The 23,385-nt window shown below is 71.8% G+C and carries 19 protein-coding genes; 13 read left to right on the top strand and 6 right to left on the bottom strand.

The genetic code is table 11. From position 1 onward, the window contains the following. Positions 1-6: 6 nt before the first annotated feature. Genes ABD371_RS34295 through ABD371_RS34285 form a run of 3 tightly spaced genes read right to left on the bottom strand, consistent with a single transcriptional unit; the run spans position 7 to position 3,418 of the window. On the bottom strand, positions 7-1,521 hold the full coding sequence (locus tag ABD371_RS34295; RefSeq protein WP_381735497.1) for a vWA domain-containing protein: 1,515 nt from the start codon (positions 1,519-1,521) through the stop codon (positions 7-9). Continuing rightward, on the bottom strand, positions 1,518-2,903 hold the full coding sequence (locus ABD371_RS34290) for a hypothetical protein (RefSeq protein ID WP_344486158.1): 1,386 nt from the start codon (positions 2,901-2,903) through the stop codon (positions 1,518-1,520). Before ABD371_RS34290 ends, ABD371_RS34295 begins: the two co-directional genes overlap by 4 nt. Continuing rightward, the gene (locus ABD371_RS34285) at positions 2,903-3,418 is read right to left on the bottom strand and encodes a hypothetical protein (RefSeq protein WP_344486155.1); all 516 of its coding nucleotides are present in this window, start codon (positions 3,416-3,418) and stop codon (positions 2,903-2,905) included. Before ABD371_RS34285 ends, ABD371_RS34290 begins: the two co-directional genes overlap by 1 nt. Before the next feature lie 228 nt (positions 3,419-3,646). Here ABD371_RS34285 and ABD371_RS34280 point away from each other — a divergent pair, with 228 nt between their 5' ends. From ABD371_RS34280 to ABD371_RS34250, 7 genes are read left to right on the top strand one after another with little or no spacing between them, the layout of a single operon-like run. Continuing rightward, on the top strand, positions 3,647-4,702 hold the full coding sequence (locus ABD371_RS34280) for a 3-oxoacyl-ACP synthase III family protein (protein ID WP_344486152.1): 1,056 nt from the start codon (positions 3,647-3,649) through the stop codon (positions 4,700-4,702). Further along, positions 4,699-5,439, top strand: coding sequence for a glycosyltransferase family A protein (locus ABD371_RS34275; protein ID WP_344486149.1), 741 nt, complete (start codon positions 4,699-4,701; stop codon positions 5,437-5,439). Before ABD371_RS34280 ends, ABD371_RS34275 begins: the two co-directional genes overlap by 4 nt. Next, positions 5,439-6,914, top strand: a complete 1,476-nt coding sequence (locus tag ABD371_RS34270; RefSeq protein ID WP_344486146.1) for a class I adenylate-forming enzyme family protein — start codon at positions 5,439-5,441, stop codon at positions 6,912-6,914. Before ABD371_RS34275 ends, ABD371_RS34270 begins: the two co-directional genes overlap by 1 nt. Beyond that, positions 6,911-7,666 (top strand): glycosyltransferase, encoded by a 756-nt coding sequence (locus ABD371_RS34265; protein WP_344486144.1) that lies wholly within the window; start codon positions 6,911-6,913, stop codon positions 7,664-7,666. Before ABD371_RS34270 ends, ABD371_RS34265 begins: the two co-directional genes overlap by 4 nt. Further along, entirely contained in the window at positions 7,663-8,787 is a 1,125-nt protein-coding gene (locus ABD371_RS34260) for a cytochrome P450 family protein (protein WP_344486143.1), read from the top strand. The genes ABD371_RS34265 and ABD371_RS34260 overlap by 4 nt, the downstream gene beginning before the upstream one ends. Next, positions 8,784-9,755 carry an NAD-dependent epimerase/dehydratase family protein gene (locus tag ABD371_RS34255; RefSeq protein ID WP_344486141.1) on the top strand — a complete coding sequence of 324 codons (972 nt, stop codon included), beginning with the start codon at positions 8,784-8,786 and terminating at the stop codon, positions 9,753-9,755. Before ABD371_RS34260 ends, ABD371_RS34255 begins: the two co-directional genes overlap by 4 nt. Further along, entirely contained in the window at positions 9,752-10,855 is a 1,104-nt protein-coding gene (locus ABD371_RS34250) for a DUF4037 domain-containing protein (RefSeq protein WP_344486139.1), read from the top strand. Before ABD371_RS34255 ends, ABD371_RS34250 begins: the two co-directional genes overlap by 4 nt. A gap of 16 nt (positions 10,856-10,871) precedes the next feature. On the opposite strand, the gene ABD371_RS34245 is transcribed toward ABD371_RS34250, so the two are convergent. From ABD371_RS34245 to ABD371_RS34235, 3 genes are all read right to left on the bottom strand, one after another. After that, entirely contained in the window at positions 10,872-11,594 is a 723-nt protein-coding gene (locus tag ABD371_RS34245; RefSeq protein WP_344486136.1) for a hypothetical protein, read from the bottom strand. A 73-nt stretch (positions 11,595-11,667) separates the two neighbouring features. After that, the gene (locus tag ABD371_RS34240; protein WP_344486133.1) at positions 11,668-12,315 is read right to left on the bottom strand and encodes an NAD(P)-dependent oxidoreductase; all 648 of its coding nucleotides are present in this window, start codon (positions 12,313-12,315) and stop codon (positions 11,668-11,670) included. A gap of 124 nt (positions 12,316-12,439) precedes the next feature. Beyond that, on the bottom strand, positions 12,440-13,537 hold the full coding sequence (locus ABD371_RS34235; protein ID WP_344486131.1) for a LuxR C-terminal-related transcriptional regulator: 1,098 nt from the start codon (positions 13,535-13,537) through the stop codon (positions 12,440-12,442). A gap of 388 nt (positions 13,538-13,925) precedes the next feature. On the opposite strand from ABD371_RS34235, the gene ABD371_RS34230 reads away from it, so the two are divergent. The 6 genes from ABD371_RS34230 to ABD371_RS34205 form a co-directional block, all read left to right on the top strand. After that, positions 13,926-16,277: a LuxR C-terminal-related transcriptional regulator gene (locus ABD371_RS34230; protein ID WP_344486129.1), complete on the top strand. Its 2,352-nt coding sequence runs from the start codon at positions 13,926-13,928 to the stop codon at positions 16,275-16,277. A 77-nt stretch (positions 16,278-16,354) separates the two neighbouring features. After that, positions 16,355-17,836 carry an MFS transporter gene (locus ABD371_RS34225; protein WP_344486126.1) on the top strand — a complete coding sequence of 494 codons (1,482 nt, stop codon included), beginning with the start codon at positions 16,355-16,357 and terminating at the stop codon, positions 17,834-17,836. A 167-nt stretch (positions 17,837-18,003) separates the two neighbouring features. Beyond that, on the top strand, positions 18,004-19,584 hold the full coding sequence (locus ABD371_RS34220; RefSeq protein WP_344486123.1) for an FAD-binding oxidoreductase: 1,581 nt from the start codon (positions 18,004-18,006) through the stop codon (positions 19,582-19,584). After that, positions 19,581-20,384 (top strand): SDR family NAD(P)-dependent oxidoreductase, encoded by an 804-nt coding sequence (locus tag ABD371_RS34215; protein ID WP_344486119.1) that lies wholly within the window; start codon positions 19,581-19,583, stop codon positions 20,382-20,384. Before ABD371_RS34220 ends, ABD371_RS34215 begins: the two co-directional genes overlap by 4 nt. Before the next feature lie 99 nt (positions 20,385-20,483). Further along, positions 20,484-21,590: an NAD(P)-dependent alcohol dehydrogenase gene (locus ABD371_RS34210; protein WP_344486116.1), complete on the top strand. Its 1,107-nt coding sequence runs from the start codon at positions 20,484-20,486 to the stop codon at positions 21,588-21,590. 201 nt (positions 21,591-21,791) lie between these two features. Beyond that, on the top strand, positions 21,792-23,385 hold a 1,594-nt coding region (locus ABD371_RS34205; protein WP_344486113.1), incomplete at its 3' end, for a type I polyketide synthase.

The following is a 23,385-nucleotide window of genomic DNA, read 5'->3' as shown; positions in this document are numbered from 1 at the left end:
CCTTTCTCAGGTGAGGAACGTCTTGAGCTCGTGGACGAGCTTGTGGATGTGCCCGGAGAGCACCGGTGTGCCGAGGTCCTTGAAGCGTTCGCGGAACCAGGGGTTGACGCTGCCGCGCCCGGAGCTGGTCACCGAGCCGACGGGGATGAACTTGGCGCCCGAGCGGTGGATGGCGGCCATGCTCTCGAACAGCGGCTCGGTCTGCCATTCGTAGAAGTCGGATATCCACACCACGACGGTGTTGCGGGGTTCGGAGATCTTGGGCTGGGCCAGTGCCATGGCGACCGTGCCGTCGGTACCGCCGCCGAGCTTGGTGCGCAGCAGGGTCTCAAAGGGGTCGTGGACCCAGGGGGTGAGGTCGAGTGCCTGGGTGTCGTAGGCGATGAGATGGACGTCGACCTTGGGGAGTCCGGCGAAGATCGACGCGAGGATGGTGCAGTTCACCATGGAGTCGACCATCGAGCCCGACTGGTCCACGACGACGATCAGCCGCTGGGGTGTGGTCTTGCGGGTGGTGTGCCGGTAGTAGAGGCGGTCGACGTAGAGACGCTCCTCCTCCGGGCTCCAGTTGGTGAGGTTCTTCCAGATCGTGCGGTCGAGGTCGAGGTTGCGGAACACCCGTTTGGGCGGGACGGAGCGGTCGATGGCGCCCACCGTCGCCTTCTCCACCTGGGTGCGGAGGACTTCGGCGACCTCGTCGACGAAGCGGCGGATGAGGTTCTTGGCGTTGGCCAGGGCCACGCCCGAGAGGTTGTCCTTGTCCTGGAGCAGTTGCTCGATGAGCGACATGCTCGGGGTCAGCTGTGCGGCGAGCCGGGGGTCGGACAGTACCTCGCGGAGGTGCATGCGCTTGACGAGTTCCGCCTCGATGGCTCCGAGTTCGGGGCCGATCGCCGGGATCAGCCGGCTGAGGTCGGGGGTCGTGCCGGGGCCGCCGGTGCCGGTCGGGCTGACGCCCGCTCCGGTGGTGCCGTGGCCGGCGGTCCCCCGTCCGGCCCGGCCGCCGCGCAGCTCGCCGGGCCGGCAGCCGAGCGCGCGCTCCAGCCAGCCCGCGTCGGACTGCCAGCGTGCCAGCTGTCCGGCGGTGACCGTGCCGGTGCCGGAGGCGAACACATTGAGCAGCACCTTGGACACCAGGGCCGCGCGCCGCACTTCGGCGGCCCGGTCGCGACCGCCGCCGGAGGCCTCGGGGCCGGACTCGGGCTCGGGCTCGGGCAGCATCAGGGAGTCGAATTCGGGTGCCAGCTCGGGGTGGCGCTGGACGATGGAGTCCACGGACGCCTGGGGGTCCAGGAGAGCCGGCGGCAGACCGATGTCCTCGACGACGGCGAGGCTCGCCGATTCCAGGGTCGCCTGCTCCTCGGGGTCGAAGAGCCGGGCGAGGAGTCGCCAGTAGAGCACCTGTCGGCGGCTGTCGTGGGGGTCCGGCACAGAACGGTCCGGCACAGAACGGTCCGGCGCAGGGCTGTCCGGCACCGAAAGGTCCGGCAGGGGGCGGTCTGTCATGTGGTGGTCCGTCATTTCCGCAGCAGCCTCCCCGCCCGCTCCCGCAGCGCGGCCACGGCGTCGGTGGCGGCCTTCTCGGCGCGGACGCCCGCCTTGTCGGCCGTGCCGCCCGCCCAGGCTCCGGCGTGGACGGCGACGGTCTTCTTCCGTACGGTCGTCTCGACGGCCAGCGGCTGGAGGCGGTACGCGCCCGCGTCCCAGCGGAGCAGCCCGATGCACGCGGCGGACCCCGCGACCGCCTGGGGAGTGAGCGGTCCGGCGGCCGGGGCCCGGTCGGCGTCGACCGCGAGCGGGTGTCCGGCGACGGTGAACGTCAGCACGTCGTCGTCCTTCCGGACGGTGTAGCCCTCCAGGAACACGGGTACGGCGATGCGCGCCGGGTGCCGGTCCAGCGGTGCGGTCGCCGGGTCGGCGGCGGTGGCCAGGGCGACGCGGGCCGTGACGAAGGGGTCGACGGGTTCGCCCGGACGGGCGTGCTCGTCGCTCCAGATCAGGTCGCCCCCGGCGACGGGCATATCGGTGAGGTCCATCGAGCGGCCCTCGCCCGCCGCCGTCAGAAGCGACATGTGGGGGCGGAGCAGCTGCCAGAGGCCCGCTCCGACGACCGTGTCGGGCTTGGGGGCCGACACACTGGCGCGCACCAGGCGCGGCGCCGAGCCGTCGGCGGGCTCGAACACCGCGTGGACCTGTGCCTGTACGGCGGTCGCGTGTTCCTGGAGGTCGACGCCGAGGGGCAGGAGGCGGCCGGTGGCCGTCCCGGCGGTGGGCGCGGCGGAGGCTCCGGGCAGGGTCAGCAGCATGGCGCGCGTCCACAGATCGGCCCAGCGGCGGGCCGGGACCCGGGCCAGGCTCGCGCCGGGGCAGGACGCGGCGAGTTCGGCGGCGAAGCCGTCGAGGAGTGTCGCCGGGCGGCGCAGGGCCGGGTCGGCGAGCATCGCGGAGACGATCTGCGCCGCCCCGGCGACCACGTCGTGGTCGATGCCCCGCCAGCCCCGGCGCGCCAGGTCGCAGAGCCAGGAGCGGGCGGCGGTGTGCAGATTGACCGCCTGCCGCTCGCCGTGTGCCGGGGCGCTCTCCTCGCCCCGGGGCCGGCCGGTGGCCTCCTCGACGCGGGTCATCAGCGCGTCGTGGGCGGAGCCGAGCAGCGCGGCGCGGGCGGCGGCGAGCGCGAGGAAGTGGTCCTCCGCCGCGGCTCCGGCGACCGCTTTGTCGGCCGCCTCGGCGACCCTGGCGGCCAGCGGTGTGCCCGCGACGGCGCGGGCGAGCCCGGTCAGGCCCTCGGCCCGGTCGGGCCGGGGGCGGAGCAGTCCCGCTTCGAGGGCCAGATCGAAGGCGTCGACGGCCGCCAGGGCTTCATCGAGCCCGTCGACGGTCGCGGTGAGGGAATCGGCGCGCATCAGGCCGCTCCGGCCGACGGGAACCACTGCATCTCCGGCAGCGGCTCGGTGCTCGGCGCGAGTTCCAGATACGCCAGGTGGCGCAGGAACCTGCTGAAGACGGGTGCGGCTGCCGTGGTGTCCCCCTGCGGCGGGCGGGCGGCACTCATGACGGCGGTGATGCTCTGCGCGGTCGGCTCGCCGCCGTCCGGTGCGGCGGCCTCGGTCTCGGCCTTCAGATAGCGGGCGACGCGCTCGGCTCCGTACTGGAGGACCGCTTCGCCGATCAGGGTCCGGATGTGATTGCAGAACGCTCCTCGCGCGCCGCCGCAGGGCCGGTTGTTGTTGGTGCTGCACGCGAAGGTGTGGCTGCCCGCGGCGACCGACGAGACATAGACCCGCCCGATGTCCGAGCCGCTGGACACCACTCCCTGCAACCGTCCGTCGGCCAGCTCCACGAAGGGGACCTTCGCGAGCTTGCGCGGCCGCGCGGGTGCCGTCACCCGTGCCGTGCTGGACCTCTCCCAGTCAGACAACGCACCTTCTCCTTTGCAGCCCAGGGGGATGTCCGCGCCCTGTCGGCGGGGACACGAACGAACTTAACGGCGACCACTGACAACGCCCCTGGAGCCGCTCGGCGAACGGGTCGGCACGGGCGGTCGGCGGACCACAGCGGACACTCAGGCACCACCGGACATCACCAGGCAGCAGATGAGTACGAACACCCATGCGCATCTTCCGGGCCGGTTCATAGCCTTCCGGGCATGAAGAGTCAGAGCGCCCTCGTCAGCGGCTCCCCGTGCGTCCCGCGTGCCCCGCGTGCCCCGCGTGTCGGCATCACCGGAGTGGGTGCCTTCCTGCCCGAGCGGGTCGTGGAGTCGGAGGGGCTGCGCCGGCAGGTGTCCCGGAGCAGTGGACTGCCGCTGCCGGAGGGGTTGTTCGAGCGGGTCACCGGAATCGTCACCCGCCGCGCGGCGGGGCCGGGCGAGTACGCCTCGACCCTGGCGGTGGCCGCCGCCCGTACCGCGCTGGAGCGGGCCGGGCTGGACCCGCTGGACATCGATCTGCTGGTGTTCGCCTCCGCGAGCCGCGACATGGTGGAGCCCGCGACCGCGCACATCGTGCAGGCGGAGCTGGGCTCCCGGGCGCACGCCCTGGATGTGACCAACGCCTGCAACAGCTTCGTCAACGGCATCGACACCGCACGGGCGATGATCCTCGCCGGCCGTGCCCGGCGCGCCCTGGTCGTCACCGGGGAGACGCCGAGCCGAGCCGTGCGCCACGCACCCGCCGATCCGGCCGCCTTCCGCGCCGGCTTCGCCGGGTACACCTTCGGCGACGCGGGCGCGGCGGTCGTCCTGGAGCCGGTGGAGCGCGGCGGGATCCTCGACGTGGACGGCGAGACGTTCTCCGAGCACTGGCGGGCCGGGGGCATACCCGGCGGTGGTTCGCGCCTTCCGCGCGGGGACGAGCACACCTACTTCCGGGGTGACGGGAGCGAGCTGCGCGAGGTGTTCGAGAAGGTGGGCGTCTCGGTGCTGGACCGGGTGCGGCACCGGACCGGGACGGAGTGGACGGACTTCCGGCACATCCTGGTGCACCAGGTCACGGTGCCCTACCTGGAGCGGTTCACGGAGGTCACCGGCGTACCCGGGGACCGTCTCGTGGTCACCGTCCCCGAGCTGGGCAATGTCGCCAGCGCGAGCATCGGCGTACAGCTCGACCGGGTCCACGGCGGGCTGCGTCCCGGCGACCGGGTGCTGTTCGTCGGTCTGGGCGGCGGCGTCAGCATCATGACGATGGTCTGGGAGCAGGCGTGAGCGCGCTGTGGGTGGTGGTCCCCGCCCACCAGGAGGCCGCGCGCATCGGCGGCACCCTCGACGTGCTCGCCGCGCAGACGGACCGGGACTTCACGCTCGTGGTGGTGGACAACGCGTCCACCGACGCGACCGCCGAAACGGTCCGCCGCTTCGCGCGGCGGGCCCCCTTCCCGGTGCATGTCCTGAGCGAGCCGGAGAAGGGGGTGGGCTGCGCGGTGGACACCGGATTCCGGTACGCGATCGGGCACGGGGCCACGCTGCTCGCCCGCACCGACGCGGACTGTCTGCCGCGCCCCGGCTGGACGGGTGCCGCGCGGGCCGCGCTGGAGCGTGGCGCGGGCCTGGTGTGCGGGCGGATCGACGCGCGCCGCGACGAGCACGGCCCGGCCGGCCGGGCGGCGTTCCGGTTCCTGGTGCGCGTCGCCGCGTTCTTCGGCCGGATACGTCCGGCGCACCGCCGCCGCCACGGCTATCTCGCCCCGTACCGGATGCACGCGGGCAACAACATGGCCATCACGGCCGAGCTGTACGAGCGGGTCGGCGGAATGCCGCGCCGCCCCTCCCCCACCGACCGGCTGTTCCTCAACCGGGTGCGCCGCCACACCACCGCCATCGTCCACGCGCGCGACATGGTCGTGGAGAACTCCACGCGCCGGCTGCGCGCGTACGGACTCGTCGGAACCGCCCGCTGGTACCTCGACCGGGGTCCCGGCCGTCATGGACAGGACCCCCGCTGATGCTCGACGCCCTCGCCCGCGCCCTGCGGGCCGATCCCGGCGGACCCGCCGTTCTGGGCACCACCCGTACCGGGGCGGTACGCGTCAGGGCGAGCCGGGGCGAACTGGCCGACCTCGCCGACCGGTACACCGGGGCCCTGCACGCGCGGGGCGTCGGGCGCCGCGGCACGGTGGGCGTCGCGGTGCGCCCCGGGCCCCGGGCGCTGGCGGTGCTGCTCGCCGTGCACCGGCTGGGGGCGCGCGCGGCGGTGCTCGACCCCGGCGCGGGGCCCGATGTGCTGCGCGCCCGGCTCGCGCTGGCCCGGCCCGATCTCGTACTCGCGGACGCCTCCGCGCAGGCCGTCGCGGGCTGGGCCCGGCCGCTGGCCCGCCGGGCCCGGCTCGCGCTGCCCGATCTGGCGGAGCTGGGTCCGGTGGCCACGGTCGGCCGCCGGCTGCCCGGTTGCGCGCCCGCGCTGGACACCGGCGGCGGTACGGCCGTACTGCCGCGCCCGGTGGACGGGGACGGCGACGCGGTCATCGTCTTCACCTCCGGGACCACGGCCCGGCCCCGCGCGGTGGTGCACACGCGCTCCTCGCTCGCGGCCGGGATGGCGACGGTGGCCGAGCTGGTGCGGCCCGAGCCCGGCGGGCCCGTGCTCGGCGGGACGTTCTTCGTACTCGTACCGTCCCTGGCGAGCGGCGCGCCGGTGGCGCTGCCCGCCCGCTCCCCCGGGGTGCTGGCCCGGCAGCTGCGCCGGCTGGGGCCCCGGTCCACCTATCTGACGCCACCTCAGCTGCGGGCCGCGCTCGCGGCGGGGGCGCGGTTCACCGGGCGGGTGTGGACCGGTTCCGCCCCGGCGAGCGCCGATCTGCTGACGAGGGTGAGGGCGGCCGGGGCCGAGGAGGCGTGGGGGGTGTACGCGCTGACGGAGCTGTTCCCGGCGGCGGCCGTGGAGGCGGCGGAGAAGGCGGCGTTCACCGGTGACGGCGATCTGGTCGGCGTACCGCTGCCGGGGGTGAGCGCCGAGGTCGGCGCGGGGAGCGAGCTGCTGCTGTCCGGGCCTGCCGCCCGGGACCGCTACCTCGGGCAGCTGCCCCGGCCCTGGGTCGCCACCGGCGACCGGGCCAGGATCGAGGACGGCCGCATCGTGCTGGCGGGCCGGTGCAAGGACATGGTGCTGCGCGGCGCGGAGAACATCTACCCGGGGCTGTACGAGCCCGCGCTCCATGTGCCCGGTGTGGAGCTGGCCCTGCTGGTCGGCGTACCGGCGGGCGACGGCGACGAGCGGCTGGCGGCCGTCGTCCAGCCCGCCCCGGGGGCCGACCCGGCCCGGCTGCGCGCCGCGCTGGAGGGGCCGCTGGGCCGGATGGGCTCCGCCCGTCCGGACGCCGTGGTGCTGGCGGACATCCCGCTCTCCGGCCGCTCCCGCAAGCCCGACCGCGCGGCTGCCGCCCGGCTCGCCGCCGCGCGTATGGCAAGGGCCGGGACATGAGCCTGTGGACGGTGGTGCCCGCCTTCAACGAGGAGGCCTCCATCGGCGGCACCCTGGCCGCCCTCGCGGCCCAGAGCGACACCGATCTCACCCTGGTCGTCGTCGACAACGCCTCCACCGACGCGACCGCCGAAACGGTCCGCCGCTTCGCCGCCACCGCCCCCTTCCCCGTCCATCTCGTCCACGAGCCGCAGCCGGGCGCGGGGTCCGCCGCCGACACCGGATTCCGTTACGCCATCGGGCACGGCGCTGTCCTGCTGACGCGCACCGACGCCGACTGTCTGCCCGCCCGCGACTGGATCGCCGCCGCCAGGGCCGAGTTCGCGCGCGGTACGGAGATGGCCTGCGGGCGCAGCGTGCCGCGCCCCGACGAGTCCCCGTCGTTCGCCGAACGGGTGCTGCTGCCCGCCGTGGTACGGACGACCGCGCTGTACGGGCGCTTCCGCGCGGCGCACCGCGACCCGCGCTACCTGGCCCCGTACGTCCTGTGCCACGGGCACAACATCGCCCTCACCGCCGAGCTGTATCTGCGGTGCGGCGGCGCGCCCCGGATTCCGCTCGCGGGTCCGCCCGAGGACGTCGTGCTGCTCAACCGGGCGCGGGAGCACAGCGCGCGGGTCGTCCGCGCCGAGGGGATGGTGGTGCGCGCCAGTCTGCGGCGGCTGCGCGCGTGGGGTGCCCGGCGGACCCTGCTGTGGTGCTGGGACCGACGTTACCGACCGGCCGACGAGAGACAGGCGCATGTGCGATGAGCAGTGACCCGAGACCGTCCCTCCGTGCGGCGCGCCGCCGTGACCGGCGGGTCTACACCCGTTCCCATCCGCTGCTCTTCGCCCTCCTCGCGGCGGTCCGGGGGCGGCCGGCGGTCCGGCTCGGCCGGGCGGTCCTGGTGAACGGGCCGGGTGCGTACCGCCATGTGCTCACCCGGATCCCGCTGGACCGGACGGCGGCCGGGACCACCGGCGGCGCGGCCCGCGAACTCTCAGGCGGCGGGCTGCTCTTCGACCAAGAGGGCGCGGGTCACCGCGACACCCGCCGGGGGCTGGCGGGCGGTCTGGGCGCGGCCGGGGTGGAACGGCTGCGCCCGGTGTGGCGGGAGGTGCTGGCGCGCCGGCTGGCCCCGCTCGGTGCGGGCGGCGAGGTCGATCTCGTCCCGGTGGCCCGGGAGCTGGCCGGGGCGAGCGTCCGTGCCCTGCTGGGCACCGAGGCGGACGCGTGCGCCCTCGCCTCGGCCGCCGCCGACGCGGCCGCGGCGGCCGTACGCGATCATCTGCCGGGTCCCCGGCGGCCCGGCGCGGCGCGGGCGGCGGCCGGGGCGGCGGCCCGATTGGAGGCGCTGCTGGCCGACGGCGGCGGGGACGAGGAGGCGGGGCTGCGGGCGATGCTCGCCGTGGCCGCCGTCAACACCACCGTCGCGGCGCTGCCCCGCGCCGCCGCCTGGTGCGCGGACGCCGGGCTGTGGGCGGACGCGGCGGACGAGGAGCTGCGGCCCGCGCTGGTGGGCGAGTTGCTCCGGGTCACCGCGCCCTCACCGCTGCTGCCGCGCGTGGCCGCCGCCGACGGAGTGGTGGAGGGCTGTCCCGTCCGCACCGGCGACCGGCTGATCCTCGTCGCGCGGCACGCCGCGGGCGCGCACAGCGACCCGCCCGACGCCCGCCGCCCGGCCGATCCCGCGCTCGCCCGGCTGGTCTTCGGCGCGGGAGCCCACGCCTGTCCGGGCGCGCGGCTCGCCCACGCCCAGCTCGACGACGCCCTCGCCGCGCTCGCGCCGTACCGCCCGGCCGTGGTGCGCTCCCGCGCCGACCGGCACGCGGCGCTGCCCGGCTGGCGCTCGCTGACCGTCCGGGCGACCACCTCCGTGGAGGCACGGTGACCACGATCGCCGTCACCGGGGCGAGCGGTTTCTGCGGCTCCCACATCGCCGCCCTCGCCGCCGCCCGGGGCGCGGACGTCCTCTGTGTGGGGCGTCGGCCGGGGCCCGTCGGCCGCCATGTCCGCTGGGACGCCGCCACCGACGCCGTACCCGATCTCGCGGGGGCCGACCTCGTCGTCCACTGCGCGGCCTCGGTCGGCGACCCCGTGCCCGGCTCACCGGCCGAGGCCGCGATGCGCGCCGTCAACGTCGACGGCACGGCCCGGCTGCTGGAGGCGGCGGCGGGCCGCCCGGTGGTGTGGGTCAGCAGCGCCAGCGTCTACGCCCCCGGGCCCGGCCGGGAGCGCGTCACCGAGAACCACCCCGTACACGGACAGCTCAACGCCTACGGCCGCACCAAGGCCGAGGGCGAGGCCCTGGCACTGGCCGCCGGGGCGGTGGCGCTGCGCCCCCGCGCGGTCTACGGGGAGGGCGACCCGCATCTGACGCCCCGTCTCCTGGCCCGCGTCCGCGCCGGGCTTCTGCTGCTGCCGGGGCCCGATGTCACGCTCAGCCTGACCGCCGTCGAGAACCTCGCCGACGCCTGCCTCGCCGCCGGCGGCTGGCCGCCCGGCGCGTACAACATCGCCGACTCCGCGCCGTACTCCCGCGACGAAGCGGTACGCGCGGTCCTGCGCGCCCACGGCGTCCGCGCCCGCGTCGGCCATCTCCCGCTCCCCCTCGCCCACGGCGTCGCCGCGGCGGCCGAGGCCGTCTCCCGGCTGCGCCCGGCCGCCGAGCCCCCGCTGACCCGTTACGCCGTCGACCAGCTGGCGCACACCGTCGTACTGGACACCGCCAAGGCCCAGCAGCGCGGGTGGCGGGCGCGGCGCTCGCTCGCCGACTACACCCCGGGACAGGGACAGAGACCGGTCTCCGGGATATCCGGTGGCCGCGGTGCGGGGGCGTCGAGCACAGTGGAGGGATGACGATCTCCGATCCTGATTTCGTGCCGGGTCTTGAGCTGTCCGGAGCGCTGTACGAGGAGGCCGTCCGGCCGATTCTGCGGGACGGGTTTCCGGGGCTGCGGTACACGGCCGCCCGGGTCGGCAGCGGTTCGGAGGTGCTGGGCTTCGACACGGCACGGTCGGCGGACCATGAATGGGGGCCCCGGCTGGAGCTGTTCCTCGCCCCGGCGGACCGCGACCGGCACGGCGCGGACATCCGGCGGCTACTGGCGGAGCGGCTCCCGAAGCGGGTGCGCGGCTGGCCCACGAATTTCCGGGAGAGTGACGATGCGCTGGACCCGGCCGGGCGGATGCTGCTGACCGAGGGCCCGGTCAATCACCGGGTGGATGTGCACGAGGCACACGCGTGGCTCTCCGAGCGGCTGGGGCTGGAGTGGGCGGGGGCGGTCCCGGCCGACCGTGACTGGGCGGCGGTGCCGCAGCAGCGGCTCGCCGAGGTCACCGGCGGTGCGGTGTTCCGCGACGACCTCGGTGTCCTCACGGCCGCGCGGTCCGCGCTGGCCTGGTATCCCGAGCAGGTGTGGCGCTACCTCCTGGCGTGCCAGTGGCAGCGGATCTCGCAGGAGGAGGCTTTCGTGGGGCGGTGCGCGGAGGTCGGCGACGACCTCGGCTCCGCGCTCGCGGCCGGTCGTCTGGTGCGGGATCTGATGCGGCTGTGTCTGCTGCTGGAGCGCCGGTACGCCCCTTACGGCAAATGGCTCGGCAGCGCGTTCGGCCGGCTCGCGGTGGCGGAGTCGCTCGCCCCGTCGCTGCGCGGTGCGCTGGCGGCGACGGAGTACGGGGTGCGGGAGGGGCATGTGTGCGATGCCTACGAGACCGTCGCCGCGCTCCAGAACGCTTCGGGTCTCACCGATCCGGTGGATCCGGGCCGCCGCCCCTATCACTCGCGCCCCTTCCTGGTCCTGCACGCCGAGCGCTTCGCCCAGGCGCTGGCCCGGACGGTGACGAGCCCGGGGCTTCGGGAGCTGCCGCTGGTGGGAGGCGTGGACCAGTGGGCCGACAGCACCGATCTGCTCAGCCGGCCCGACACGGTTCGGGCGATGGCGCGTTCGCTCGGGTGAGAGGTCCCGGGGCGGGTCAGTAGGGGCTGTCGCCGTACGCCACCGGGTGCGCCTCCAGTTCCGAAGCGGCCAGCAGTTCGGCGATCAGCTCCCGGGAGCCGCCGACATAGGTGCTCACCAGGTCGGCATCGCCGCCCAGACACCAGGCGCGGTCCTGCGGCCACCACAGGTCGGGCAGCTGCGACCAGTGGTCCATGTCCGACGGCGAGACGGCTTCGGCGAGCGTTCCGGAGAGCAGCACCTCGTCCCGTCCGGGGGTCTCGAAGGTGGGCGTACCGTCGAAGTCGTGGACCCCGTAGCCGGCCCACAGGCCGAACCAGCACTGCTCGGGGGTTCCGGTGTGCCGGGCCAGGACCGGTATCAGCGCCTCGGCCACACCGGGCGGGGTGGGGCCCTCCTCCGGGTGCTCGTCCCAGACGCCGGGCAGACCGTACTCGGAGACGTTGTGGTAATCGCGGTCCACCCCGATCAAGCCGTGCCACTCCATGAGCGGTGCCGTCTCACGCCCGTGGGCGGCGGCGACCGTGTCCCACCGCACCGGCCGCTCGTCCAGCGAGGCCGGATGCAGCACCCGGGCGTAGGCCTCGAACCCGGGCGCGGCGACCCCCGCCACCGTCCCGAAGTCCCCGTGTCCCGGCGTGCGCTCGGTGAGCCAGCGGGCCGGGCTCAGATCGTCGGTCCGCACCCGCAGGCGTCCGTACCGTTCGGGGGCAGGTTGTATGAGGTGAAAGCTCTCCATTCCACACAGTCTGCCCTGTCCGGCCGGGCCCTGGACGACGGCATCGCCCTGGGCCGGCCCGAGGCAGGCGGGTTCAGTCCGCGACGGCGATACGGGTCTGGTGGTGCTTGGGGGTGTCCACCTCGTCGAGCAGCGCGACGGCGAGGTCCGCGTAGGACAGATGGCTGGTGCCGTCCTCCTGGGCGAGCAGCTGGTTGCCGCCGACGCGGTAAGTGCCGGTGCGCGGGCCCTGGTCGAGAACCATCGGCGGGGTGACGTACAGCCAGTCGAGGTCGGTGGTGGCCGAGCTGAAAACCTCAAGACCGGCCGCGTGGCCCTTGCAGAACTCCAGGAAGGCCTCCGGGAAGTCCGGGGTGTCCATCACACGGACGCCCGGGGCGACCTCCAGCGTCGAGGCCAGACCGATGATCAGCGCACGCTTCACACCGGCCGCGGGCAGGCTCTGCAACAGGGCGTGGGCCGCGCCCACGAAGAACGGCTCGGGGGCCGATGTCTGGTCGTAGACCGCGTGGATCGCGACATCGTGGCCGGCGGCCACGGCGGCGACGCTGCGCACATTGGCGATGTCGCCGGACACCACCTGGACCTGGTCGGTGGCGAGATCGCCGTACTTGGCGGGGTCGCGGACCACGGCGGTGACCTGGTGACCGCGGGAGACGGCCTCTTTCACGATCTCACGGCCCGCCTTGCCGCCCGCACCGAACACAACAATCTTGCCCATGGGAAATCCTTCTTTCTCCGTAAGAGCACGGGGAATGCGCCCCGAGGCCCGAAATAACGGTAGTCAGCAGCACCTGCCCGACGCAATGGACATCAACCCCAGAGATTTCTAGGGGGTTTTCGCGTCAGTCCGCTTCGCCATCGCGTTCGTCACCTGGTCCGCCATCGGGTTCACCATCGGGTTCGTCGGCTAACTCACCCTCGGCAGCGGGCATTACCAGCCCGTGCTGATGGATGAGGTAGCCGGCCTGCAGTCGGGTGCGGGCCCCGATCTCCTGCATCAGCTCGGAGATTCTTCGCTGACAGGTGCGGGGCGACATCCCGAGCTGACGGGCGATCGACTTGTCGCCGTGGCCGCTCGCCAGCATGCGCATCAGAGTCTGGTTCAGAGAGTCTGATATCGAGCGGAGTTCACTCCGATCGAATTGGGGATTAAACGGCTGGGCGGTCACCCACGCCCATTCAAACGCCTGCACGATGAAGTGGGTGACGTCCGGATTCCTTACGAGAGTGGCCCCTTGCGGATTGTCCGGAAGTGAAATGACCGCCGTCTTCGCGTCGTAGATGATGGCGCGCATGAAACCGTTGCCCGTGGTGCGCACTTCGGCACCCTGACGGGAAATACTGTCGACGTACTCGCGTGTCGGCTGGTCAAAGCGTGCGGTGTGCTGGTACAAGGTGCGCATCCGGACGCCGCGGGCGAGCACCACGCTGTCGCGGCGCGCCGCCTCCTGGAGAATTCCCGCGTCCCGCCCGCCGCCCGGCTGGGAAGTGATGACCTCGTGCTGGCATTCCTCCGCCAGCCGGCCCAGGATTCCGCGCACCGCGTCCAGGTTGTCGATCCGCTCGATCGAAACGTCGCGCCGGGCCTCGGGCGTACTGGTCCGGTACAGCGGCATGAGTCCGTGCATCTGCTGTCGAACCTGCTCAAGGGCGTACTGCCGGACGCGCAGTTCCTCGTCGTACGGAGCGAGCAGCTGCATCGAGGCGGACATGGGGTTCACCGCGACGTACTCGCCCTCGACTCCCTGCGCGGGGAGGAGCAGCCTGACCTCCACCAGATCCCGCACGGCCCCCTCCACCAGGGAGAGAGCGAGACCGAGGTCCCTGGCGCAGGTGACGGCTTCGATGCACACGCACTGAACGGCGTACTCATAGACCTGGTGGGCGACGGTGCCAGTCTGCGGAATACCAGACGCGTCCGGTATGTCACTGTACGACACTATTCGTATCCCCTCAGCTTTCAGTCAGTCGGCAAATGGATCCTTATCCTCCCGCAAAAACGATCGGCTTTCTTGCGATGATTGCGGAGCGAGATCACTGCCGGTCAATCCGGCAGTTGCTGCGCTTTAGCACTCGTTTTCAGCCACACGGGGGTACAGAATGAACCTTTTCAGCCATGCCAGACGCGCCGCTTATGTCCTTCTCCTGGCGGGTGTCTCACTCATGGTATTTTCTTCCGCCTATGAGGCTTCTGACGGCATCGGCCCACTCCCCGCCGTGACGGTCGATTCCAGCGTCGACGACGACCAGGGCTGGGGATAATCACCCGCCCGGCAACGCGAAGCCATTACGCATCGCCGCGCCGGGCTCACACCCGGTAATTGCGATATGGGAGATGCGGCCACGATGGCTTCAACGCAATCCACATTCGGGTGGAAAGTCCTCCACGACGTACTGGCCGACGCCGGTGCGGGTTACGGAAGGACCGCGCTGGTGACCGGCCCGATGGCGGCCGGAAAGACAGCTCTGCTCAATGATTTCGCAGAGTACGCGACCCGACAAGGGATCCGGGTTCTCAAGGCGAACTGTTCACCTTTTGGAAACACAGGGGCACCCGGCATCAGTCGGCAGTTGCTCGGCGAGCACGCCCCGGCGGTGGATCCGGACGGATCCGCGACGGTCCTTGGCATCACCCGCCTGGCCCGATCCACCACCGTCCTCGTCCTCGTCGACGACCTCCAGCACGCGGATCGGGCCACAGGACGGCTGCTTACCCGGCTGTCGGGCGAGATCGCCGACCGGCCCGTACTCCTCGCCGCCGCCGTGCGGACGAACACCCCGCACGCCACCCACTGGTTGTCGGCCGAGCTCGCCGGCCGGTCCGCCTTCCGCAGGATCTCGCTCGCCTCGCTCACCGCCGAGCAGGTACAGAGCCTGGCCGCCGCGGACTTCGGCCTTCCGCTCACCCTCGATGCCGCCTCGCACATACTCAGGATCTCCAACGGCAATCTGCTCATCACCACCGCGCTGCTGCGCGATGCCGCCGGTGACCACGTCGTGGTAGGCCCCTCCTACGCCCAGGCGGTCCTGGACTGTCTCCACCGGCTCGACCCCGAGACGCGGGAGACCGCCGAGGCGATCGCGGTGGCGGGCGGCAGCAGCTCACCACGGCTGATCGCCGAACTCGCCGACAGCGAACCCGAGGCCGTGGAGGAGGCCACGCGTGCGATGGTCGCCGCCGGACTGCTCTCCGACGGCGGATTCCGCCATCCCGCCGCCCGCGAGGCGATCCTCCGTTACATCCCGCGCAAGCGGCGGGCCCTCCTCGGCCGCCAGGCCGCCGAGGCACTCAACGCCGACGGCGCGTCCGCCGAGGACGCCGCCCGGTGGCTGGACTCCTTCGAGAACGGCCTCGTGCCCGCGCCGCTGACCGAGTGTCACTCCGGCGAGGAGTTCCACCTCTCCGGCCGCAGACTGGAAACCCTGCTGGAGGCCCGCGACATCGTCGGCACCATCGAGCAGGGCATCCGCGACCTCGCCTCCCGCGAGAACCAGCGGGTGATGGAGCTGGAGGCCGGAAAACTTCTGGTCGCCGCCGACTTCCCGGGCCTGCTGCGGCAGGCCGTCGGCGACCGGGACCCCCTCGCCAGAATCGATACCGCCTCCGTGCGGGGCGCCCGCTACGCCGCCGCCTGGGCCCTCGCAGGCACCCTCACCGGCCGCACCGACGCCCGGCGGACCATGAGCCTCGCCAACCAGGCGCTGGAGCGCGGCATCTTCACCGACGAGGCCGCGCCGGCCGTGCTCGCCGCGCTCCGGGCCCAGATCCACAGCGGCTCGCCCCAGCAGGCCCGCGGCTGGTGCGACCGGTTCCTCGCCGACGACCAGAACCGCGACACCACCCCCTGGCGGGCCCAGCTCACCGCGGTGCGCGCCGAGACGGCCCTCGCCGTCGGCGACCACGCGGCGGCCGTCGCCGACGCGGAACAAGCGCTCAGCCAACTGCCCCCGCACCAGTGGGGTGTACGCGTCGGGGGTCCCCTCGCCACACTCCTGCTCGCCCACACCCTGGCCGGCACCCCGGCGGACGCGACCGCCCTGCTGCGCCGCCGTGTGCCCGCCTCCCTGTACGAGACCCGCTACGGTCTCTGCTACCTCTACGCCCGCGGCCACCACCATCTGGCCTCCGGTGAACACCTCCCGGCACTCGCCGACTTCCTGCGCTGCGGGCGCGTCCTCGACAACTGGGGCCTGGACCACGGCTGGCGGATTCCGTGGCGGCTGTCCGCCGCCGCGACCCACATGGCCATGGGCGACTACAGCAAATCCGTCGAGTACATCGTCCAGGCGCTGGACCGGCCCCGGCCTCCCGCCCGCGAAACCGGTGGGGACGAGAGCCGCTTCGACCTGCGCGAGGAGATCTTCGAGCGGCTGCGGGAGGCCATCGGCGCCCCGGAACTGCCCACGGTCGTCGCCGGACTGCGCAACGGCGAACCGCTTCAGAACCGGGAGCACACCGATGTTCCCCGGTACAAGATCTACGACCGCAACGCCATCTGCCTCCAGCAGCTGAGCCCCTCGGAGCGGCGCGTCGCCGTGCTCGCCGCGAAGGGCATCTCCAACCAGATGATCGCGCGCGAGCTGTCGGTGACCGTGAGCACCGTGGAGCAGCATCTGACCCGTACCTACCGCAAGTTGCAGCTGACCGACCGCCGAGAGCTCCGCTCCCGGCTCGGCTGATCCGGTGCGGGCACGAGGCCTCCTGCCCGCACCCCTGCCGCACCATCACCGCCTACATCGAGACGAGCGAGACAGACATGACGACGAAGACCACAAGCGGCAGTGTGGGTGCCACCGGCACCACGAAACGGGGAAACCGCTGGTGGGGCCTGGTCGTCGTCTCACTCGCCCAGCTCATGGTGTTCCTCGACGCCACCATCGTCGCCGTGGCCCTGCCCTCCGCGCAGGAGGCCGTCGGCCTCACCGACGTGTCCCGCCAGTGGACCGTCAGCGCCTACGCCATCACCTTCGGCGGACTGCTGCTGCTCGGGGGGCGCATCGGTGACATCATCGGCGTCAAGCGCGCCCTGATGATCGGTGTCATCGGCTTCGCCATCGCCTCCGCCGTCGGCGGTGCCGCGACCACGCCCGGGATGCTCATCGGCTCCCGAGCCGGACAGGGCGTCTTCGCCGCGCTCATCGCCCCCTCGACGCTGTCGCTGATCAGCAGCACCTTCACCGACGCGGCCGAACGCACCAAGGCGTTCGGCGTCTTCGCCGCGATATCGATGTCCGGCGGTGCCGTGGGGCTGATCCTCGGCGGCGTGCTCACCGACTATCTCGACTGGCGCTGGTGCTTCTACATCAACATCCTGTTCGCGGCGGTCATCGTCATCGGCGGCCTGCTGGCGCTGCCCGCCCCGACCAGCGGCACGGACGCCAAGCTCGACATTCCGGGCGCCGTTCTCGCCACCGGCGGCATCCTCGGTCTCATCTACGGGCTGGGTGAGGGCGGCATCCTGGGCTGGGGGTCGCCCTCGATCGTCGGCTCGTTGATCGCCGCGGTGGTCCTGCTCACCGCGTTCGTCGTCGTCCAGACGAAGGCGGAACGGCCGCTGCTGCCGCTACGGGTCATCACCAACCGCAACAGCGGCGGCGCGTTCCTCGCCATGGCGATCTCCGCGTTCTGCATGCTCGGCATGTTCCTGGGCATGACCTATCAGCTCCAGACCGTCATGAACTACTCGCCCTTGAAGACCGGTCTGGCCTTCCTCGCCTACATCGTCACCGCCGCCGTCTACTCGACACAGGTCGCCAGCAGGCTGCTGCTGCGCATGCGGCCCCATGTGATGATCACGGCAGGGCTGGTCGTCTCGGCGCTCGGGCTGCTGTTGCTGACCCGCCTCACTCCGGAGAGCGACTATCTGACCGGTGTGTTCCCGGCCCTGTTCCTCTTCGGCATCGGCGTCGGCAATCTGGCCGTGCCCATCTTCCAGACGGCCATGTCCGCGACCGAGGCGCGCGACGCGGGCATCGTCTCGGCGGTCGTCAACACCTCACAGCAGGTGGGCGGTTCGATCGGCGCCGCTCTGCTCAACACGATCTCGACCAGCGCGGCGGCGGCCCACCTCGGCTCCAGCGCCGTCTCCGCCGAGGCGACCCAGGAGGCCTCGGTCCACGGCCTCGCGGTGGCGTGCGGTGTCGCCGCCGTCGTGGCACTGGCCGGAGCCGTTGCCACCGGCCTGCTGATCAACATCCGGCCCGGGAAGACGGCCGGGGCGGGCGCGGAACAGAAGTAGCGAACCGCCGCGCGGGCCAATTCACTGGGGTTTTTTAGGGGATGAGTTTCAGCCAGGGGCCGATTAATCTCCCCCTTGAAACCATCCACGCTTTTCTCGTCCATACACAGGGGGGCTTTTCCATGTCTGCTTACTCCAGACGAAAAGTAATAGTGGGGGCCGGTGCGGTGGCCTCCGGTCTCGCCGTCGCCAATCCGGCGTTCGCCACGGGCGGGACGCCCGCGAACTCCACGACAACCGTCCCGCCGGCCGTCACCATCGGTCCCACCGATCCGCGTTACGCCGATCTTCAGCTCAGGAACTGGAACAAGCTCTACAAGGCGACTCCCGAGTCGTTCCGTATCGTCCGGAACGCCGCCCAGGTGGCACAGGCGGTCGCCGACGCGGTCAGCGCCAACAAGCGCATCGCGATCCGTTCCGGAGGCCATGGACTGGACGGCCTCGTCGAAGACACGGCCATGCAGATCATCATCGACTTCTCCGAGATGCGGGCCATTACGTACGACACGGCCCGCAACGCGTTCTGCATCGAGCCCGGCGCCACGCTGGGGCAGATCTACCGCTCCCTCGACCTGGGCTGGGAGGTCACGCTTCCGGCCGGCCTCTGCCCCGCCGTGGGCGCGGGCGGCCACATCATCGGCGGCGGCGCGGGGGCGCTCTCCCGCCAGCACGGCCTGGTCTCCGACCACCTCTACGCGGTGGAGGTGGTCACCGTCAACGCCGCCGGCGCCGTGGTCACCACCATCGCCACCCGCGAGACCAACGACCCCAACCGCGAGCTGTGGTGGGCCCACGCCGGCGGGGGCGGTGGCAACTTCGGCGTCGTCACCCGCTTCTGGATGCGCTCGCCCGGCCCCGTCCCCACCAGCGCGGCCACCGCGCTGCCCAAGCGCCCCGGCGCGCTCATGACCGGCCGTGCCATCTGGAACTGGTCCGCGATGGACCAGGTCTCCTTCATCCAGCTGCTGAAGAACTACGGCGTCTGGCACGAGGCGAACAGCGCCCCCGGCCAGGCCGGGAACCAGCTGTACGCCTCGCTCATCGCCCCCCGCAAGGAAGCCGGGCGTGTCATCGTCTCCGCCCAGGTCGACCCGACCGTCCAGGGCAATGAACAGCTGCTCAACAACTTCCTCACCACCCTCACCACCAATGTCACCCCGCATGCCAACCTGATCAACACCGGCAGGCAGCCCTGGCAGTACACCACGGTCAACGCCACCGACACGGCCGTCGCGATGGGCGTCCAGGGTCCGCCGAGGTCCCGCACCAAGGGCGCTCTGCTGATCAAGCGGTACACGGACGACCAGGCGGCCACGATCCACCAGTACCTGACGTCGACGACGTACAGCCACTCCGCCTCCAGCTTCAGCATCAGCTCCTACGGCGGCCAGATCAACGCCGCCTCGGGTTCGGCCATCGCCGCGGCGCACCGCAGCGCGGTCATGCTGGCCTCGGTCTTCAGCTGCTGGGACGTGGCGGCGGACGACTCCCGCCATCTCACCTGGAACCGGGAGTTCTACCAGGCTCTGCACGCCGACACCGGCGGCTATCCCACCCCGAACGCCCGCTACGACGGGCTGTTCCTGAACTGGCCCGACACCGATGTGCTCGACCCGACCTGGAACACCTCCCCCGTACAGTGGCCGGCCCTCTACCACAAGGGCAATTACACCCGGTTGCGGCAGGCGAAGGCCGTGTGGGACCCGCGCAACATCTTCCGCCACAAGCTCTCGGTGCAGCTGCCGTGAGCGGGGAGACGCACCGCTTCAAGAACGCGGTCATCCTGGTGACCGGCGGCGCGAGCGGCATCGGGGCCGCCGCCGTCCGCCGGTTCGCCGGCCATGGCGGCAAGGTCGTCATCGCCGACGTGGACGTACCGCGAGGAGAGGCCCTGGCCTCGGAGACGGGCTCGCTCTTCGTCCGTGCCGACGTCCGGGAGCAGGCCGACAACGAGGCGGCGGTCGCGGCCGCCGTGGCGGCCCACGGCCGGCTGGACATCGTCCACCTCAACGCGGGGACCATCAGCGGCACAACGATCGGCGCGTCGTTCGCGCCCGAGCGCTACCGCCGGCTGATGGGCGTCAACCTGGACTCGGTGGTCTTCGGCGTCCAGGCGGCGTACGAGCCGCTCAAGGCGGCCGGCGGCGGTTCCATCGTCGTCACCGCCAGCGCCACCGGCATGCGCCCCTCGTACGAGGTCTTCTACGCGGCCAGCAAGCACGCGGTCGTCGGACTCGTGCGGTCGCTGGGCCCGGTACTCGAGGCGGACGGCATATCGATCAACGCCCTGTGCCCCGGGCTCGTCGACACCCCGCTCATCGCCGAGCGGATGGGCGAGCTCGTCCGGGCAGGCCTGCCCATCTCCACCTCCGCCGAGGTCGTCGACGCCCTGGAGACCGTGCTCGCCGACCCGCGCACCGGCCAGGCGTGGCTGGTGATGGCGGACCGCGAGCTCGCCCCGTTCGCCTTCGCGGATCTACCCGTGCCGCACGAGAAGAACCTCGCCTTCGAGAACGGAGGGGTCAGAGCGGTGCACCGGGTCGACTGACGGCCCACCGGCTGACCGGGCGGGGTGCCCGGTCAGCCCTCACCAGGCACCACACAGCACCACACAGCACCACACGGCAACCACGAGGAAGGAACTCCGATGTCTGTCACCAAGGCGGCGATCGTCAGGGAGAAAGGGGGGCCGTTCCGGGTCGAGGACGTGCGGGTGGAGGAACCCCGCGTCGACGAAGTCGCGGTACGCGTCGCCGCCACCGGGCTCTGCCACACCGACCTGCTGACCCGGGACCAGATCATGCCGCCCGGTGTGCCGGCCGTCCTCGGCCACGAGGGCTGCGGAGTGGTGACCGCTGTCGGGGCGGGCGTCGGATCGGTCGCCGTGGGCGACTGGGTCGTCCTCGCCCCCATGAGCTGCGGCCGGTGCCGCAACTGCCGCACCGGCCACCCCATGCACTGCGCCAAGTTCCTCGCCATGAACCTGAAGGGCCGGCGGCCGGACGGCTCCACCGCCTATCGCGGCACCGACGGTGCCGAACTGTCCGGACACTTCTTCGGCCAGTCCTCCTTCAGCAACGAGGTCGTGGTCAACGAACGCGGTGTCGTCAAGGTCGACAGCGATCTCGACGACGTGCCCCGGGAACTCCTCGGCCCCATGGGCTGCGGACTCCAGACCGGCGCGGGCACCGTGCTCAACTCGCTCAAGGCACCCCCCGGCAGCAGCATCGTCGTCATCGGCGCGGGGGCGGTGGGGCTCGCCGCCGTCATGGCCGCCCGGATCGCGGGATGCGACCGGATCGTGGTGACCGATCTCCACCGCCACCGGCTGGAACTCGCGCAAGACCTGGGCGCGACCCACGCACTGCACGCCGGATCGGACACCCTGGTCCGCGACATCGTCAACCTCACCGGCACGGGCGCCGACTTCTCCGTGGACGCTGTCGGGGTCCCACAGACCGTGCACACCGCCGTCGAAGTCCTCAACACCGGCGGCACCGCGGCGATCGTGGGCTCGGGCGGGGCCGGACAGAACATGTCCGTCGGCATTTCCCTGCTCTTCGGCCGCACCATAAAGGGCGTCGTCGAGGGCGACACCGTACCGGCACTGTTCATCCCCCAGCTGATCGACTTCCATCGGGCCGGCCTTTTCCCCTTCGACCGGCTGATCCGAACCTACCCCTTCGAAGACATCAACAAGGCGGCAGAGGACTGCAAGAGCGGACGCACCGTCAAACCGGTCCTGCTGTACTGAATATTTCGCATCAAAAAAATTTCACATCCGGCGCGGCACCGTTGACGGTGCCGCGCCTTTCTCATACCCGTTGCACAGAGCATGCATTAGGGGATTCTTAGGGGCTCACAGGAAAGTGATGGCGGGTTACGGTGAACGCAGGGAAGCAGTAATGGGCACACATTCCGATTGCCGTTTACTACTTAGTAATGAGGTTTAGTGATGAGTGACGCCGCATCCGTCGTGAATGACGACTCGGGCGACTCGGGCGACGTCGATCAGAATGACGCGATTGCGGTGGTCGGGATCGCCTGCCGCTTCCCACAGGCCCCGACGCCGGGATCACTCTGGGAACTTCTGAGCAGCGGTTCACACGCGATCACCACGGTTCCCGAGGATCGCTGGACCGGCGACAGCCAGGGCGCGTTCCTGGACCGGATCGACCAGTTCGACCCCGGTTTCTTCGACATCTCCCCGCGCGAGGCCGCCTTCATGGACCCTCAGCAGCGACTGATGCTCGAACTCGCCTGGGAGGCCCTGGAGAACGCCGGCACGGTACCTGCCGATCTCAGGGGCAGCCGCCTCGGCGTCTTCATCGGCACCATCTGGGACGACTACGCCAAGCTGATCTACCGTGACGGCGTCGACAGCACCACCCAGCACACCACGACGGGCATCCACCGCAGCATCATCGCCAACCGGATCTCGTACTTCCTGGGTACCAGCGGCCCCAGCCTGATCGTCGACTCCGGCCAGTCCTCCTCACTCGTCGCCATCCACCTCGCCTGCGAGAGCCTGCGCTCCGGCGAGGCCGACACCGCGATCGCCGGCGGCGTCAACCTCAGCATCCTCGCCGAGACCACCGAACTCTCCGCCCGCTGGGGCGGTCTGTCGCCCGACGGCCGCTGCTACGCCTTCGACAGCCGGGCCAACGGGTACGTACGCGGCGAGGGCGGCGGAGCCGTACTCCTCAAGCCCCTGGCGCGCGCCCTCGCCGACGGCGACGACATCTACTGCGTAATCCGCGGCAGCGCGGTCAACAACGGCAGCGACAGCACGCTGACCACCCCGAGCCGGTCCGCCCAGGAGGATGTGCTGCGCCGTGCCTACGAGCGCGCCGGCGTCTCCCCCGGCGATGTGCAGTACGTGGAACTCCACGGCACCGGCACCAAGATCGGCGACCCCATCGAGGCCGCCGCGCTGGGCGCGGTGCTGGGCGGCGAGCGACGTGCGGCCGAAGACCCCCTGCTGGTCGGCTCGGTCAAGACCAACATCGGCCATCTGGAGGGCGCTGCGGGCATCGCCGGGTTCATCAAGGCCGCCCTCGCCATCAAGCGCCGCGAGATCCCCGCGAGCCTGAACTTCGAGACCCCGAACCCCGAGATCCCCCTCGACCTGCTGAACCTCCGGGTGCAGCAGGAACTCACGCCCTGGCCGCGCGCCGACCGACCGCTCCTCGCGGGCGTCAGCTCCTTCGGCATGGGCGGGACGAATGCGCATGTGGTGCTGGAGCAGGCACCGGAGGTGGAGGAAGTCTCCGTCGAGGGTGTGGTTCCGGCGGTGGTGCCGTGGATCGTGTCCGGCCGTACACCCGAAGCCCTCCGGGACCAGATCGAGCGCCTGCGCACCTTCGCCGACGACTCCGACGCACGCCCGGTCGACATCGGCGCGTCCCTCGTCTCCACGCGGTCGCTGTTCGAACACCGGGCCGTGATCATCGGCGACCAGACCGTCGAAGGCACGGCAGGAGCCGGACGGGTCGCCGTCATGTTCACCGGCCAGGGCTCACAACGAGCCGGCATGGGCCAGGAACTCT

The organism is Streptomyces amakusaensis (assembly GCF_039532665.1).
Classification (GTDB): domain Bacteria; phylum Actinomycetota; class Actinomycetes; order Streptomycetales; family Streptomycetaceae; genus Streptomyces; species Streptomyces amakusaensis.
This window is presented reverse-complemented; position numbering and strand designations above follow the sequence as displayed.